This window comes from Vannielia litorea, from assembly GCF_018424695.1.
Classification (GTDB): Bacteria; Pseudomonadota; Alphaproteobacteria; order Rhodobacterales; family Rhodobacteraceae; genus Vannielia; species Vannielia litorea_A.
This window is the reverse complement of record NZ_QTNQ01000008.1, coordinates 40,068-56,581: the sequence shown is the minus strand read 5'-3', so window position 1 is coordinate 56,581 and position 16,514 is coordinate 40,068. Positions and strand designations below refer to the sequence as shown.

Sequence of the window (16,514 nt, the reverse complement as noted above, 5' to 3'; positions counted from 1 at the left end):
TTTGTGGCATAGAAAACGTGCATCTGGGGATGAGATGACACCGCGGCACGCCAAAACGGCGGCCATGCGCGATAAACGGGCACGGGGACAGGCATGACTATCGAGACAGGATCTTCCAAAATCTCGCGGCGCGGGCTGCTTGGGGCGTTTGCCGCCACAGCCCTTGTTGCTGCACCAACGTATACCAAGGCCGCCGGGTTCCTTCGGGGAGCCGGAGATATTCGCCGCCTGAAGATGTACAACGGCCGGACCGGCGAAAGCATGGATGCGATCTACTGGATCGAGGGCGACTATATTCGCGACTCGATCAAGGAAGTGAACTACTTCATGCGGGACTGGCGCCGCGACGAGGTGAAGGCGATCGATATTCGCACCCTCGACATCATCGCCGCCGCTCACAACCTGCTCGACGTGAACGAGCCCTACATGCTCCTTTCAGGCTACCGCAGCCCGGCCACGAACCGGATGCTGCGCTCGCGCTCCTCGGGTGTGGCCAAGAACTCGCTGCACCTGAAGGGCCAGGCCGCCGACCTTCGGCTCAATTCCCGCTCGGTGAACCAGATCGCCCGGGCCGCCGCTGCCTGCCGCGCGGGCGGCGTTGGCAAGTACCACGGCTCCAACTTCGTTCACATGGATTGCGGCGCGGTGCGCACCTGGGGCTGAGTCACATCCCCTCGCAGCTTTGCTGAAATGGCGCCCGGCTTTGCCCGGGCGCTTTTCGTTCGGGTGACCACATTCGGTGGTTGCCCGCGACAGCCGAGGCGCTAGATGCCGGCCGTTGCCACAGAAAGACCCGCCATGATCCCCTATTCCGTGCTCGACCTCGCCCCGGTGCCGCAAGGTGCCTCGACGGCGGAGGCCCTTGCCAACACCGTGTCGCTCGCCCGCCGGGCCGAGGCGCTGGGCTACCGGCGCTACTGGCTGGCCGAGCATCACAACATGGTCGGCATCGCCAGCGCCGCGACGGCAGTGCTGATCGGCCATGTGGCCGGGGCGACCGAGCGCATTCGCGTCGGCGCGGGCGGCATCATGCTGCCCAACCATTCGCCGCTGATGGTGGCCGAGGCCTTCGGCACGCTGGCCACGCTCTACCCCGACCGGATCGACCTGGGCCTCGGCCGCGCGCCGGGCACCGACATGGCCACCGCCCGCGCCCTGCGCCGGGGCCTCTCGGGGGGCGACAGCTTTCCGCAGGATGTGGTCGATCTGATGGGTTTCCTGGCCGACGCAGAAGAGGGCCAGCCGGTGCGCGCGGTGCCCGGCGCGGGCACCCATGTGCCGCTCTGGATGCTGGGCTCCTCGCTGTTCGGCGCGCAACTGGCGGCCCACCTCGGCCTGCCCTATGCCTTTGCCTCGCATTTCGCCCCGGCTGCGCTCGATGATGCGCTCGCCACCTATCGCCGCAGCTATCGCCCGTCGCAGGCCAACCCCGAGCCTCATTTCATGTTGGCGGTCAATGTCTTCGCCGCCGAAACGGATGCGGAGGGAACGCGGCTGCGCAGCTCGATGCAGCAGGCCTTCCTGAAGCTGCGGCGCGGCACGCCTGGATACCTGCCGCCGCCCGTGGACGACATCGCCGACCACGCCAGCCCTGCGGAACTGGAGATGGTGGACCAGGCGCTGAAGGTGAGCGCGGTGGGCAGCAAGGATCGCGTGGCCGCGCAGTTCGAAGCCCTGATCGCCCGCTATGCCCCAGATGAGCTGATCCTCACCGGCCAGATCCACGACCACGATGCGCGCCTGCGCAGCTTCGGGATCGCCGCCGAGGTGCTCTCTGCCTGACACCCGGTTGCCCCTGCCCTAACCACGGATTGGCCTGAGGGTAGGCCCGCAAACAGTGCGGCTTCCCGATGGCCGTCAGAGTCGATGCGGACATGATCAAACCTATGCAATCTGCTCCGTTCAGGTGGCCCATGACCCGGCGCGACAGAACCACAAAATTTCTCACCGGACCCTCTTGCCTTCACCCGGGAGGGGCCGTAGAAACGCGCGACCTCGAGAAGCGGCCAGCCCGCTTCACCCGTGCCCGGGTAGCTCAGGGGTAGAGCAGTGGATTGAAAATCCTCGTGTCGGTGGTTCGATTCCGCCCCCGGGCACCATTAAAATCAACGACTTAGGCACCCATTCCTTCGGGGCACTCAAGTGCACGTGTAATTCGTATGTAATCAGGTCGAACTTTTAGGCTTCAGCCTGCGGATTTTGTCTTCGAGGGTGCGGCTGACCCGCCCATCCGCATCTATCCGGGATCGCCTTGGGAGAACGGCTACAATGAGCGGCTCAACGGGACATTGCGGCGGGAGGTGCTCAATGCGGAGTGGTTCACGACAGCCAGGCAGGCCCAGATCGTCATCACTCACTGGCTCAGGCAGTACAACCACACCCGTCCGCAACAAGCTCTGAACATGCCTCCACCCGTCCCGGAAACCCTATTAGAGAAAGCCCAAATCAGTGGCTCTGAGGTAGGGGGCTAGACGTACGCAACACCGTCGTCGAGTACGCGTACCTCACTTGCCGGACACCTGAGGAGTTCAAAGTCTTCAGCCAAAACCTCGGCCACGAGAGCGTCGTCACGACCCTGTCAAGCTATGGACAGATACCTCTGGTTAGGCAACGCGAGCCCATCCGAAACGCTGGGAAGAGCAAGAATTTGGAGGCCAAACTTGAACAATTGTTGGACAAGTTTGACCAGTCGAAAGCTTAACAAGGACGTGTCTTTCAAGACAAGCAGGCGCGGCACCGCCACCTACAACAGGCCCGTGAGTTCACTTCCTCACCGGGTCACTTAGTTTCCTTGACTCGACGCGACCATTCACTCGCGCCTTCTTTCGACTGAAACGATCCTTCATCTGCTTGTCGGCCGCTTTGGTTCCGTCGTGCCAGGTGCCCATCCATTTATCGATCGGCAGCATCCCGTCGGCATAGTTCACCTCGAAATATTTGTGATGCAGGTAGTGCGCATAGGCATGGGTATCTACTCCGATGCCCTTACCCGTCTCGACCTTGTCGAAACCGATATGGCCGATAACCGCCCCCGCGCCGCTGATTTGCAGATGGTAGAGTACCAAAAGCGGATGCGATGGCAGCAACAGGTGGATCAGCGTACCGGACCAATAGAGCAGATGCTCGACCGGATGCATCGACAGCGAGGACCACGGGCTGGGGTTGATCGAGTTGTGGTGCACGGAGTGCACCCATTTATAAAGCACCGGCACATGGATCAGCCGGTGGATGCAGTAGAAGTGCAATTCATGGAACAGCGGCAGAACTAGTCCTAGCGCCAGCAATGCCCACGGGTTGTCGCCGAAGATTGTCCACGGGCCATGGCCATTGGCCCAGGCCCAAAGCAGGCCGACCTCATAGGCAGTCCAAATCGGCAGGCCTGTGCCGAAAGTCCGGATCAGGCTGTCGACGGCCTGGCTACGGAACATGAAGACGTCCGAGGGATGCTCGGCCGGAAACTTGCCATTGTACTTGAACCGCGACCCCTGTCTGCGGCGGAGATATAGGCGCATTTCCAACGAACCGTAGAGGATCAGGATCAGCGCCGAGTTACGCAGGAAAACCCACGCCACCCAGCCAGAGGACAGCGTCTGCAGCGTTTCGCGCGATGGCGTCAGGAAGACCCAAAAAACGGCTGCAATAGCCATGAACAGCATATTCCACGGCAGGAAGTAACTGGGCAGCCATTTTAGCACGCGCGAAGCGCTCCAAGGAAAGTCGAGCAAGGGGCCAACTTGCAACGGTGCATCCGGCTTCCAGTTGCCGCGCTTGTCGCGGGTTCCGAATTTCTGATCGTCCAAGTTCGACCTCGATCTGATTGCTGCTGGTTAATCTCCCAAAGTGCCTCAGTCGACAGCGATCCAGTAAATGCGTATGGAAGAGAAATGAGGCGCCGGAGGAACGGAACGCGCGATGCCTCCTGTAAGTTTGGGGCTGTCCACGCGGCTTTAAACCGATTTGCCTATGCGTCCCGCTGCATGATCCATTCGACTTCTGGGGCGGGAACGAAGCGCCATTTGCGCAGGGGGCCAGCCATCACGTTAAGGTAGTACATCTCAAAGCCATAGGGAGCACCGCAAGGGTGGTGCCCGCGCGGGACCAGCACCACATCGCCGTCATGCACGGCCATCGTCTCGTTCAGTTGCAGATCGTCGGTATAGACGCGTTGGATTCCGAAGCCATCGGCGGGGTTCAGCCGGTGGTAGTAGGTTTCCTCAAGGTAGGTGATGCGCGGAAAATCATCTTCGTCGTGTCGATGGCTGGGATAGGACGACCAGTGCCCAGCCGGGGTAAAGACCTCGGTCACCAGCAGGCTATCACAATAGTCCTCGTTCTCCATGGCGATGTTGTTGATGTGGCGGGTATTGGTGCCCTTGCCGCGTGTCGTCAGGGTGATGCCGTCGGGGCCGATGCGGCGCGCCTCATGCCCGCCCATGCCCGGGGCGCTGCAAACGGCGATGACGCACTCGGTCGTGGCCTCGGCCGTCCAGTCGCTGCCATTCGGCAGATACAGGCAATGCGGTGGGGTCTTTTCGAAGAGGTTCATGCGGTCGCCGAGTTCGCCCCAGTCTTGGCCCGCGCCGGTGAACCGCGCCTTTCCCTCGACCATGACAAGGATCACCTCGCGGTCGCCTGTCGCCTCTGTAACGGTGTCGCCGGGATGCAGCCGATAGACGGAAAAGCCAACATAGCGCCACCCGGCGATTTGCGGCGTGATCTCATGCACCTTGCCATGAGTGCCAAACGGCTTTCGAAGTAGATCGGGCATCGGGTTGTCCTTTCAGGCTATGCGGCGCGCGGCCAGCGCGTCGAGTTCTGCGGCAAGGCTGACAGCATCCGTTCCCGCCTCAATGGCGCGACAGACAAGAGCAGCCTGGGTTTCGGGGGCCAGTCCGCCACCAGGCGGATCGGAGTCGAGATTAGTCGGGAAGCTATAGCCCTCGGCACAGGCGGCAATCGCGGCGCGGGTCTGCGCGGCGTTCAGTCGGCCCGTTTCACGCAAGGCCAACAAGGCCGGGTACAGCGCCCGGCTCATGGCATCGCGATCCACCGCCTCCATCGCGCGGCCAAAGGGAGAAGAAACCTGCAACAGGTTCGCCATGCGCTGGATATCCGCGCTGCGGTTCTCGCCTGCCGCATGGAACAGCGCCGGGTTGAAGAACAGCGCATCACCCTTGGCCAGTGGCAGCTGGATGCAGCGCTCCTCGAACAGTGCAGCAAAATCCGCATGACGATAGGCGAGGTACCCGGGGCGGAACAGCTGCGAGAAGGGCAAGAGCTTGGTCGGGCCGCTCTCGACCGGCATGTCGCAATGGGCAACCGCACCTTGCAGGGTCATCACCGCGGACAGGTCATGAACATGCGCGGGAAAGCGCATAGCCATCTCCTCGGTCTGGAACCCCAGATGATAGTCGCGATGCGCCTGCTGCGCCTTGCCCCCCGGACGGACCAAATTGACCTGCGCTGTCATCTGATACCCCGGCCCCAGCCACGCATCGCAGACTGCGTCGATGGCGAGGTTTCCGAAATACAACGCAAAGGTTTCAGGTGCGGCGAGGCAAAGCTTTTGCAGCGAATTCCAGATCCGATCATTCGCGCCCGAGGCGGCAAAATGATCCGCCCCGCCTTTGCCCTTTTCCTGCGCAATGATGTCTTCGTAAACAGCGGTGGCGGCATCGATCGGCGCGGTATCGGCATAGGCACCGCGCAGAACCAGCAGGCCGGCCCCCTGCCCCAAACCTTGTGCCCATTCCGCCATCAGGGCGCGGCGCGCCGCCGGGTCGGTCAGGTGGTCACACAGCACTGTCATGTCATAGACCGGCACGTTCTGCGCGATGTCCGCCGCGAGGGGCACGGAGGCCGCGTCGAGCGATTGCCCGATCAGCGCGCGGAACGTTTCCAGATCGCAATCCTCGGGCGTGAAATAGACGGTATCGCTCATCCGGGCCTCTTGTCTGTGTCAGCGCGCGACGGTCAGGCCGGATTTGGCGCAGATCCGGGTGATGTGATCAAAGCCGAGCTTGGAATACTCGAAGGGCGGGGCCTTGGCCGGGTCCTGCTCGGCCTCGACGACGATCCAGCCTTTGTAGTCCATTGCCTTGAGCTGGTCGGTGATCGCCTGAAAGTCGATGCATCCCTCTGGATCGCCCGGCACGGAATAGACGGCTGCTGCCACGCCATCGAGAAAGCTTTTGTCCTCCGCGCGGACCCAGTCCAGCACCTTCTGGCGCACGTCCTTGAAGTGAACGTGGCACACGCGGTGACCCCATTTGTCCAAGATGGCCAGCGGATCAGCCCCGGCAAAATGCAGATGGCCAGTGTCGTAAAGCAGATGCAGGTCGCGGGTCGAGCCCTCCATCAGCCAATCGATATCCTCGGCGTCCTGCACCATCGCGCCCATGTGGTGGTGATAGGCCAGCGGTGTACCCCGATCCGCCGACCATTTCGCCAGTTCCGACAGTTTTGCGGCATAGGCCATGACCTCGTCGCGGCTCATTTTGGGACGGCGCGACACAGGCGTGCCGATGTCGCCCTGAATCGTGTTGGAACACTCCGCATAGACGATGCAAGGTGCGTTCAGCGCCGCGAACTGGTCGACCTGCTGGCGGATAGCTTCTTGTTCGGTCGCGAGGTCATTGACCATCAGGTTGCCCGAGCACCAGCCACCACAAAGCGACACGGAGTAGCGATCCAGATAGGCTCGCAAACCCTCGGTGTCGGCGGGCATGCGACGTCCGCGTTCTACGCCCATGTAGCCGATCTTGCCCGCATCCTCCATCGCGCCTTCGGTGGTAAAGGCGGCGGTCAATTCGGGCAGGTCGTCATTCTGCCAGGCAATCAGCGAGATGCCGATTCTCACACTCATTTTTGGCGACTTTCCTAAGAGGCGGTCAGTTGACCAGCCGTTGTTGGGCCATGTTCTCAAGATAGCTGGCATAGGCCGCGTTCACACCTTCGCGGTCGCTGACCGCAGGCACGGCCACATCCCACCAATGGCCCGCGTCGCCAAAGCCCGGTCCCTCGGCCGGGTTGGTTTCGATCACGATCACCGTCGGGATGTTGCGACCGCGTGCATTGGCGATCTCGGCCTCAAGCGCCGCGATGTCGGCCGCCTTGACCGCATGCGCCCCCATCGACGCGGCGTGCGCCACGTAGTCGATCTCGGGCTGAAACTCGACATTCGAGTGCTCATAGAGATTGTTGAACGGCGCGCCGCCACAGCCCAAAGTCTGCAGGCGATTGATGCAGCCATAGCCCCGGTTGTCGGTCAACACGACGGTGAAGGGCACGCGGCGCATCACCGCCGTGGCGAGTTCCGAGTTCGCCATCATATAGCTGCCGTCGCCCACAAAACAGATCACCTCGCGCTCGGGACTGGCCAACTTCAGGCCCATGGCTCCGGCGATTTCATAGCCCATGCAGCTAAAGCCGTATTCCATGTGATACCCGCCCTGCGACGGTTGCCACAGCAGTTTCAAGGCGCCGGGCATGGTGCCTGCGGCGCACATCGCAACCGCATCCGGGCCGGTGGCGCGTTGCACCGCGCCGATCACTTCGGCGTCGAGCGGGCGGTAGCCTTCGCCACCCTCGCGCGGGGCGACATGGGCGGTGACGGCCTCCAGCCAGTCGCTTCGCAGCGTGGCATCCGGGGCGCTGGCCGCATGATCGCCAAGGGCCGCGCCGATCTTTTCCAACGCCACTTTCGCGTCCGAGACCATCGGCACAGCGCCGTGTTTCACGGCGTCATAGGCGGCGACGTTGATTGAGACCAACCGCCGCACAGGGTTTTTGAACAAGGCCCACGATCCGGTGGTGAAGTCCTGAAAGCGCGTGCCGACCCCGATCACCAGATCGGCGTTTTCCGACACGGCGTTCGCCGCCGCGGACCCATCGACACCGCTTGCGCCGAAGTTCATCGAGTGGGCCTGCGCCAAGGCCGATTTGCCCGCCTGTGTTTCCACGACAGGGATGTTGTGCTTGGTCGCGAAATCGCCCAGCACGTCCTCGGCCTGTGAGTAGATCACGCCTCCGCCACAGACGATTACAGGGTTCTTCGCGGCCTTGATCAGGTCGACTACATCGGCCAACTCCCCCGCATCCGGCTCGGGGCGGCGGATTCGCCAGACCTTTGGCTCAAAGAACGCTTGTGGGTAGTCATAGGCTTCAGCCTGCACGTCCTGACAGAAGGACAGCGTGACCGGGCCGCAATTGGCCGGATCGGTCATCACCGACATGGCGCGCGGCAGGCAGGTGAGCAGGTGTTCGGGCCGGGTGATCCGGTCGAAATACCGGCTGACGGGCCGGAGACAGTCGTTCGCCGAGACCGTCCCGTCGTCAAAATCCTCGACCTGCTGCAGCACCGGATCGGGGCGGCGGTTGGCGAACACGTCGCCGGGGAGCAGCAGCAACGGAATGCGGTTCACATGCGCCAGCGCAGCGGCGGTCACCATGTTCGTCGCGCCCGGCCCAATCGACGAGGTCACCGCCATCGCGCGGCGCCGCTTGGACGCCTTGGCAAAGGCAATCGCCGTATGCGCCATGGTCTGTTCGTTCTGGCCGCGCCAGGTCGGCAGGGCATCCTGCGCGGAATACAGCGCCTCGCCCAGCCCGGCCACGTTACCATGTCCGAAGATCGCCCAGCACCCCGCGATGAAGGGTTCGCCGCTTTCGGTCTTTTGTGCCGCGATGTATCGCACCATGGCCTGAGCCGCAGTCAATCGAATGGTCTTGGTCATGATCGTATCCTTCATGCGGCGTTCAGGCGTGCGTCCGCGCGCGCCGTGTCCCAGACGTTGCACAGCCGAGTGAAACGCTCTGCCATCTGGGCAACTGCCTCTGCGTCGGTCATGTCGCCTTTCATCCATGCGCGGGCGGCGTCGCCAAAGATTGTCCGGCCCACGGCAAACCCTTTGACCAGTGGCTGCTTGGCGGCCATGGCAAAGCTTTCCGCCAGTTCGGCCTCGGGCGCATCCAGCCCCAACACCACGATGCCACGGGTGCGCGGATCGTTGCGCTCGATGGCATTGACGGCGTTTTGCCAGGCCGCGTCGGTCTTGAACGGCTCCAGCTTCCACCAGTCTGGATAGACGCCCGCATCGTAGAATTGCTGGATCAGCGTCGCGGTGGTTGTGTCATCGACCGGGCCGACCTTGGACGGGATCACCTCGAGCAGGACCTCCAGCCCGGCCCGACGGGCGGCGGTGAACAGGCGCAAGACGCGTTCTTCTTGCAGGGCGCGGGTCGTGGCGTCGTCGTCGGGGTGACAGAAAACGAGCAGTTTCACCACGTCCTCAACCGCCCATTCCTTGAACCGGCCAAAGTCGATGCCAAGGTCCTTTTCGAACTGGATTGGGCGCGAGCCGGGGTCCTCGGTCGGGCGACCGATCCACAGGCCAGAGCCGGACGCGCGGTGCAGCGCGGAGCGGCCGATGCGATTGTCGCACAGGATGCCATACCCGGTCTCACCGTTCTGAACCTTCAGCGCGGCCTCAAGGCACAACTCTTTGAAGGCCCCACCCTTTTCCAGGGAGTAGCCGTCCATTTCCTCCAGCTGCATGCGATGGTCAAAGGCAAAGGTCCGCAGAACATCCGCCTGCGCGCCGGGGCGCGTGTGGCGGTTCGTCGCCCAATGGACCTGTTCCAACTCTGCATCATTGCGCAGGTCGGGTTGGATGATGCCGCGCTCGAAGAAGAACTGAAGCTCTTCCCACGACGGATAGGCCGGGGTGCAGCCGTGACGACTGACCGCGAAGGCCCCGCAGGCGTTGGCGTATTTCAGCGCGGTGGGCCAAGGCTCGCCATCCAGCCAGCCCTTGAGCAGGCCCGACATGAAGCCATCGCCCGCGCCCAAGACGTTGAACACCTCGATCGGAAAGCCCGGTCCGGTCTGGCCATCGTCGAGGCTGTCGGGGATATCGCCTTCGAAGGCCACGGCCCCCATCGGTCCGCGCTTGCAGACCAGCGTGGCGTTTGACACGGCCCGCACCGCGCGCAGCGCCGCGATGGTATCCGTCGAGCCCCCGGCGATGTGGAACTCTTCCTCGGTGCCAACGATCAGGTCAAACAGGTGCAGCGTGCTCATCAACTGCGCGGTCACCTCGGCGCTTTCGGCAAAGCGGCTCTCGCCGTCGCCATGCCCCAGAATGCCCCAGAGGTTCGGGCGATAGTCGATGTCGAGCGCGGTCTTGACGCCGTTCTCGCGCGCAATGGTCAGCGCCTTGAGCACCGCAGCGCGGGTGCGTTCGTGGCTCAGGTGGGTGCCGGTGGGCACGACGGAACGCGCGGATTTGATGAACTCGGGATCGATGTCATCTTCGCACAGCGCCATATCAGCGCAATTCTCGCGATAGAAGATCAGCGGGAATTGTTCCTGATCGCGGATGCCGAGGATCACCAGGGCCGTCAGCCGCTCCGGATCGGTCACAACACCTTTCGTCTCAACCCCCTCACGCGCCAGTTGCTCGACGATGAACCGCCCCATGTGCTCGTTGCCCACGCGCGAGATCAGCGCCGACTTCAGGCCAAGGCGGGCGGTGCCGCAGGCGATATTCGTCGGAGACCCACCGATATACTTGTCGAAGGACGCCATATCCTCGAGCCGCCCGCCAATCTGCGCGCCATACAAGTCTACGCCCGCACGGCCAATCGTGATTACGTCCAAGGGTTTGGTCATTTTGCTATCCTCTGTCATCAGCCCATGCGCTCCGACGCGTAAGAGCCGGGGCTGGGCGGGAAGACCACGGTCTTGTTCCCGTTTAGGAAGACGCGGCCATGAATTTGGGCATGAATGGCGCGGGCAAAGACCTGCGCCTCGACGTCGCGACCCAGCGATACATAATCATCGGGGGACTGCGCATGCGTCACGCGAATGATGTCCTGCTCGATAATCGGGCCTTCATCTAGATCAGCGGTCACGTAGTGCGACGTAGCCCCGATCAGTTTGACGCCTCGTTCAAAGGCTTGCTTGTAGGGGTTGGCCCCCTTGAAGCTGGGCAGGAAGGAGTGGTGGATGTTGATGATCCGCCCCGACATCTTGCGACACATCTCGTCAGACAGGATCTGCATGTAGCGGGCGAGAACGATCAGCTCTGCGCCCGTGTCTTCGACGACCTGCATGATCCGGGCTTCTGCCTCGGGCTTGTTCTCCCTCGTGACCTTGATGCAGTGGAACGGAATGTCGTGGTTCACCACGACTTTCTGATACTCCATGTGGTTTGATATCACCGCCACGATGTCGATCGGCAGAGCGCCGATCCGCCAGCGATACAGCAGATCGTTGAGACAATGGCCAAAGCGCGAAACCATGATCACGACCTTGTGTTTGACTGCCTCGTCGAAGAATTCGGCGTCCATGCCGAATTGCGCCCGAATGTCAGCGAAGCCAGCATACAGGTCGTCCAAGCCCCTGCCCTCTTCGGACTGGAAGCTGACCCGCATGAAGAAGTTGCCGGTTTCCGTATCGTCGAATTGGGCACTGTCCGTGATATTGCAGCCCTGCTCTGCCAAATAGGCAGAGACGGCCGCCACGATCCCGCGACGGCTTTGGCATTGAACGCGAAGGGCGAATTTGGTCATGGTTTGATGTTCCGGCCAGCCCGGTTTGGGCTGACAGGTCCTTTTGATGGATTAGATCGAAGAGAGCGCCACCGGCGCCCCAGTTTTCACCGACAAGGTCGCGGCCTCGGCCATTGCAAGTGCCGAGACGCCATCGGCCAGCGTCACCGGGAAGGCGCTGCCGCTGTTTATCGCCTCCACAAACGCCGCCCATTCCGCCGCGTAGGCGGGCATGTAGCGTTCGAGGAAGAAGTAGGTTGGTTTGGCCCCGGTTACGCCTGCGCTAGTAGATTTGACCAGGGTGTTTTCCAGCATATTCTGTGCCTGCAAGAGCCCTTCGGATCCGAGCAGTTCCACGCGCTGGTCATAGCCATAGACCGCGCGGCGCGAGTTCTTGATCACTGCGATGCGGCCATCAGCATAGGTCAGCGTTACCACGGCGGTATCCACGTCGCCCGCGGCGCCGATCTCCGGATCGACAATCGAGGTGCCAACGGCGGTTACGGTCACGGGTGCTTCACCCATGATGAAGTTCGCCATGTCGAAGTCGTGAATCATCATGTCGCGGAACAAGCCGCCAGAGACTTTGATGTACGCGACCGGCGGGGGGGCCGGGTCGAAAGAAGTGATAGACAACAGCTCGGCCTTGCCGATTTCACCGGCTTGCAACGCGGTCTTGAGCGCACCGAAATTCGGGTCGAACCGCCGGTTGAAGCCGATCATCACTGGCTTGCCGTTCTTGGCCGCGACTTTCTGGCAGGCGCGCGCGCGCTCCAGCGACAGGTCGACCGGCTTTTCGCACAGCACCGCCTTGCCCGCTGCGGTGGCCGCCTCGATCAGGTCGGAATGGGTGTCGGTCGACGTGGCGATCAGCACCGCGTCAATCGACGGGTCAGCGATGATCTCATCCGTTGTGCGCGCCTCGCAGCCATACTGCGCGGCGAGCTTTTCCGCGTTTTCGGGGATATAATCCGACACCGCCACCAGCGTGCTGCCGGGGTTAGAGGAAATCGCCGTGGCGTGAACACCGGCGATGCGGCCTGCGCCGAGTAGTCCGACTTTGAGCATTGTCTTTTGCCTTTTGTAGGGTCGTCGACCCGTAGTTCAGAGTGTTATCGTGATACCGTCTGCCGCGCTCTTGCGCGCGGCGTCGAGGACAGCCAGCGTCTTTGCACCTTGTTCGGCGGTAACGGGCGGCGAAGTGCCGGCCCGCACCGCAGAAGCGAAGGTGGTGTAATAATCGTGATAGCGCCCTTGTTCGGACGGCACCGGTACGGCGCCCTCCTCGGTGTAAAGCGTGCCCCAGTTGGATTGCGGCTCAAAACCCCATCCTTCGGGATCATCAATCGGACGCTTACCCGCGAAGATCGACTGGGCCTGAATGTCAGTCGAATGGCTGACAAAAGCACCTTTGTCTCCATAGGCCCGCAATTCGCGCAGGTCGTATCGGTTGAGTTTCGATGCCGACACCTCGGATAAACGGCCATTTTCGTGATACATCACGATGAAAAAGCACGCGTCCGTGCGGCCCTCGGGCAGGTTGATGAAATCCAGATGCCCCGAAACCCGCGCAACCGGGCCATTTAGATAGATCATCTGGTCGACAAGGTGACTGCCGAGATCGCGCAGCAGCCCACCGTCCGGGCCGTGTTCCAACGTCGCCGGATCGTCGAAATCCATCCGATTGTGAATGCGCCAGATCCGGCCCAGACGACCTTCCTCCATGACCTTCTTCAAGGTCTGGATATCCGCGTCGAGACGCCGGTTCTGGAACACGCTCAGCGTGACGCCCTTGGCCTTGGCCGCCGCATCCAGTTCCATCGCGCCCTCGTAATCGGGGGCAAAGGGTTTGTCGGCGATCACGTGCAAGCCGGCCTCGATCGCCTCCAACACCAAAGCGCGTCGGGTCTGGGGAGGCGTGGTGACGGTGACCGCGTCACAGACACCCGCTTCGATCATCGCGGTCAGGCTGGGAAAGACCGGCGTATCGGGCCAGTCGGCACGTGCCTTGGCCACGGTGGCCTCGGCCCGTGCGACGATGCCCGCCAGCGCACAGCCCTCCGCCGCCTCGATGAACGGCGTGTGGAAGTGCTGCCCCCCGGTTCCGTATCCGACAACCCCGATCCTGAGCATCAGCCTTGCACCTTGCTGATGAAGGCGTCGAACTCGTCATCCTTGATGGCGACGGAATGCCCGGCTTCGGGATAACCGCCATTGTCCACGTCGGTCTTGAATTCCTTGAAGGCCGCGATGCGTTCGTTTTGCAGACGCTCCAGTTCGGGGGCGAAGTTGCGATAGGCCTTGCCGTGACGCGGCTTGTGGTTCTTGCCGTAGCCGCAGACATCCTCGGTAAACAGATACTGCGCGTCGGCGTATTTGCCCGCGCCCATACCCAGCATGATGAGCGAGGAATTCTCGGTCAGGAACTTGGCGACGCGATCCGGCACGACCTCGAGCTCGGCACCGAAGACACCGATCTTTTCGAGCATCTGCGTGTGTTTCCACAGCGCCTCGGCCTCATCTGCGGTCTTGCCCACGGCGCGCCAGCCGGTCCAGGTGATGTAGGACGGGATCAGGCCGATATGGCCGACGACGGGCAAATGGTTGTCGCAGAGCAGCTTCTGGATGTCATAGCTGGCCGAGCAGTAATAGGCGTCGCCGCCGATGCCCGCATAGTGGAACGCCGCGCGCAGGTAGTCCTCGCCGGTGGCGATCGGGCGGCCCTCGAACCGGCCCCAGCCGCCATAGGGCAGACCGACCTGCACAAAGCAGTCACCCGCCGCTTCGCGCATTTCGGCGTCAAAGAACTTGCCCTCGATGGACAGCATGTGGATGCCAGCAGCGTTGGCTGCGGCGGCTTCTTCGGGGGTGGTGACAAACAGCATCGAGATTTTCTCGCCGCGCTTCTTCATGGCGCGGATGTCTTCGACATGGGGACGATTGTGGTACATGGGTCTGTCCTTTGGTGGCTCAGGCAGCTTTCAGCAGCCGCTTCAAGTTCTGTTCGGGATCGGCCAGCGCATCGGCATCGACGGCAGTGCCCCGTTCAATGAGTTTTTCGAAGATGCGAATGTCCTTCGACGTGGTGTTCATTGGCCCTATCCCTGCCGCGGCGCGGAGCGTTCCCACGCTATCAATTTGGAAAACGACCGTTGTGCCACCGCCAGTGTTGCGATGGCGGATCGGCGCCGCCAGATCGAAGATCCCAGTCACCTGCAGCCCCAGATCGTATTGATCCGACCAGAACCACGGTCCTTTCGAATAGGCATCCGACTGCCCCAACATGGCACTGGCAGCGTGTTCGCCCTGGTCCTTCGCAGCCTTCCAGCTTTCCAGCCGGACGCGTTGGCCGCGCCAGTCGAAATTGCAGCAATCCCCGGCGGCAAAGACATGCGGGTCCGACGTCCGGAAATCGCCGTCAACGACGATACCGTTCTGCACATCCAATCCTGCGGTTTCAGCGAGATCGGTATTCGGCAGCGCCCCAACACCGGCAATCACGGCGTCGAAGTCCAATACCTTGCCGTCAGCCAGGACGATGCGGGTTGCATTGGCAGACGACACACCCGTGCCCAGCATCATGGACACGCCTTCAGCCAAGTGCCGATCTTGCAGGACCTGTGCGATCTGGGGCGGTACAGCACGACCCAAGAGTCGGGGGGCTGCTTCGAAAACCGTCACCTCGGCTCCGGCTGACCGTGCCAGAGCGGCAAGCTCCAGCCCGATAAAACCGCCACCAACGATGCCAATCCGGGCATCTCGGTGCAGTTGAGACAGAATGGACTGCGCGTCCTTGTCAGTGCGCAGGGTCAGGCAACCGTCCATCCCAGGAAACAGCCGTGCCCGCGCGCCGGTGGCCAAAAGGAGGCAGTCATAGTCCAGCGTCTCACCCCCTGCCAGGGAAACGCTCCGAGTGGCCCGATCAATACCGCGGACAGGTTCGCCAAGACGCAAGGTGATCGCCTTGTCCTGATAGGCTTCAACCGCGCAGATCGGTTTGGTCTCGCCGAATTTGGACAGCGGCGGACGTTCATAAGGCAACGCCGCCTCCGCCCCAATCAGCGTGATCTCGCCCGCATAGCCTTGCATTCGCAGGGCAAACGCGGCCCGGACGCCGCACTCCCCTGCCCCGATTATGACCATGCCGCTCATGACGACACCGTGAATGCAGTGCGGAAGGACTCCAGCGCGGCCTCGGGATCGCCTGCCGCAAAGGCCTCCATACCGACGGGGCCGCTATAGCCCATTTCGCTCAGCGCACTGGCGATGCCCGCATAGTTGATTTCGCCCGTGCCCGGCTCACACCGGCCGGGGTTGTCGGCGACTTGCACCTCGCCAATCCACGGCAAGCACGCCTGACACCAGCGGATCAGGTCACCTTCGCCGATCTGCGTGTGATAGAGGTCGAGGTTGATGCGCAGCTGCGGGCGGCCCACCGCGCTGACCAAGGCCAGCACATCCGCGGTCGAGCCAAACGGGCAACCGGGATGGTCGATGGGGTTGAGGTTTTCCAACGTGAAAGTCACCCCCACGGTCTCGGCCATGTCGCAGATGCGGTGCAGTGTGTCACGGGCGCGCTGTTCGTAACCGGGTGCAAAGGACCCGATCAGCGGGATCGGCACACCCATATCGCCCAATCCAGTGCCATGCAGGTTCAGCCGGTCGACACCCAGCCGCTTGCCGACCTGTGCTGTCTCTCGCGCGCTGGCCAACAGCGCCTCCGCGCCCTCGGCATCGGACAAACGCCCGACGAGGTAGCCGTTCATGATGGTGAAATTGGCGCCCGTGGCTTCCAGCTTGGCTAGATCGTGATCCGGCCAGTTCCAGAGACCCACGCCAAACCCCATCTCTTTCAGGCGTGAGGCCCGCCATTCGATGGGTTTGTCGCGCCACAGCATTTCGGCGCAGGCGGCAAGTTGAAAGCTCATTGAGGTATCCTTGGTAACACCTGTCCCGGGCTT

At 62.3% G+C, this 16,514-nt stretch carries 15 protein-coding genes and 1 tRNA gene; 4 read left to right on the top strand and 12 right to left on the bottom strand.

Going from position 1 to position 16,514, the window contains the following annotated elements:
• Positions 1–93 precede the first annotated feature (93 nt).
• From DYI42_RS04770 to DYI42_RS04755, 4 genes are all read left to right on the top strand, one after another.
• Positions 94–663 carry a YcbK family protein gene (locus DYI42_RS04770; RefSeq protein WP_213544777.1) on the top strand — a complete coding sequence of 190 codons (570 nt, stop codon included), beginning with the start codon at positions 94–96 and terminating at the stop codon, positions 661–663.
• Between the two features lie 138 nt (positions 664–801).
• A complete protein-coding gene (locus DYI42_RS04765) occupies positions 802–1,782 on the top strand; it encodes an LLM class flavin-dependent oxidoreductase (RefSeq protein WP_213544821.1) in 981 nt (326 codons plus the stop codon).
• Between the two features lie 242 nt (positions 1,783–2,024).
• Positions 2,025–2,099, top strand: a tRNA-Phe gene (locus DYI42_RS04760).
• A 129-nt stretch (positions 2,100–2,228) separates the two neighbouring features.
• Positions 2,229–2,471 carry an integrase core domain-containing protein gene (locus DYI42_RS04755; RefSeq protein WP_213544820.1) on the top strand — a complete coding sequence of 81 codons (243 nt, stop codon included), beginning with the start codon at positions 2,229–2,231 and terminating at the stop codon, positions 2,469–2,471.
• Between the two features lie 291 nt (positions 2,472–2,762).
• Here the strand turns inward: DYI42_RS04755 and DYI42_RS04750 are convergent, their stop codons facing one another.
• The 12 genes from DYI42_RS04750 to DYI42_RS04695 form a co-directional block, all read right to left on the bottom strand.
• Entirely contained in the window at positions 2,763–3,800 is a 1,038-nt protein-coding gene (locus DYI42_RS04750; RefSeq protein WP_244867552.1) for a sterol desaturase family protein, read from the bottom strand.
• A gap of 161 nt (positions 3,801–3,961) precedes the next feature.
• Positions 3,962–4,768, bottom strand: coding sequence for a 5-deoxy-glucuronate isomerase (gene iolB, locus DYI42_RS04745; RefSeq protein ID WP_213544776.1), 807 nt, complete (start codon positions 4,766–4,768; stop codon positions 3,962–3,964).
• 12 nt (positions 4,769–4,780) lie between these two features.
• On the bottom strand, positions 4,781–5,941 hold the full coding sequence (locus tag DYI42_RS04740) for a phytanoyl-CoA dioxygenase family protein (RefSeq protein WP_213544775.1): 1,161 nt from the start codon (positions 5,939–5,941) through the stop codon (positions 4,781–4,783).
• An 18-nt stretch (positions 5,942–5,959) separates the two neighbouring features.
• Positions 5,960–6,865: a myo-inosose-2 dehydratase gene (gene iolE, locus DYI42_RS04735; protein WP_213544774.1), complete on the bottom strand. Its 906-nt coding sequence runs from the start codon at positions 6,863–6,865 to the stop codon at positions 5,960–5,962.
• A 25-nt stretch (positions 6,866–6,890) separates the two neighbouring features.
• Positions 6,891–8,735: a 3D-(3,5/4)-trihydroxycyclohexane-1,2-dione acylhydrolase (decyclizing) gene (iolD, locus tag DYI42_RS04730; RefSeq protein ID WP_213544773.1), complete on the bottom strand. Its 1,845-nt coding sequence runs from the start codon at positions 8,733–8,735 to the stop codon at positions 6,891–6,893.
• 11 nt (positions 8,736–8,746) lie between these two features.
• Positions 8,747–10,672 (bottom strand): bifunctional 5-dehydro-2-deoxygluconokinase/5-dehydro-2-deoxyphosphogluconate aldolase, encoded by a 1,926-nt coding sequence (locus DYI42_RS04725; protein ID WP_213544772.1) that lies wholly within the window; start codon positions 10,670–10,672, stop codon positions 8,747–8,749.
• 17 nt (positions 10,673–10,689) lie between these two features.
• A complete protein-coding gene (gene purU, locus DYI42_RS04720; RefSeq protein ID WP_213544771.1) occupies positions 10,690–11,574 on the bottom strand; it encodes a formyltetrahydrofolate deformylase in 885 nt (294 codons plus the stop codon).
• A gap of 51 nt (positions 11,575–11,625) precedes the next feature.
• Positions 11,626–12,621 carry an inositol 2-dehydrogenase gene (gene iolG, locus DYI42_RS04715; RefSeq protein ID WP_213544770.1) on the bottom strand — a complete coding sequence of 332 codons (996 nt, stop codon included), beginning with the start codon at positions 12,619–12,621 and terminating at the stop codon, positions 11,626–11,628.
• Positions 12,622–12,657: 36 nt separating this feature from the next.
• A complete protein-coding gene (locus DYI42_RS04710; protein ID WP_213544769.1) occupies positions 12,658–13,686 on the bottom strand; it encodes a Gfo/Idh/MocA family protein in 1,029 nt (342 codons plus the stop codon).
• On the bottom strand, positions 13,686–14,504 hold the full coding sequence (locus DYI42_RS04705) for a 3-methyl-2-oxobutanoate hydroxymethyltransferase (protein WP_213544768.1): 819 nt from the start codon (positions 14,502–14,504) through the stop codon (positions 13,686–13,688). The genes DYI42_RS04710 and DYI42_RS04705 overlap by 1 nt, the downstream gene beginning before the upstream one ends.
• Positions 14,505–14,523: 19 nt before the next feature.
• On the bottom strand, positions 14,524–15,705 hold the full coding sequence (locus DYI42_RS04700) for an NAD(P)/FAD-dependent oxidoreductase (protein WP_213544767.1): 1,182 nt from the start codon (positions 15,703–15,705) through the stop codon (positions 14,524–14,526).
• Positions 15,702–16,481, bottom strand: a complete 780-nt coding sequence (locus tag DYI42_RS04695; protein ID WP_213544766.1) for a TIM barrel protein — start codon at positions 16,479–16,481, stop codon at positions 15,702–15,704. The genes DYI42_RS04700 and DYI42_RS04695 overlap by 4 nt, the downstream gene beginning before the upstream one ends.
• Between the last annotated feature and the right edge of the window lie 33 nt (positions 16,482–16,514).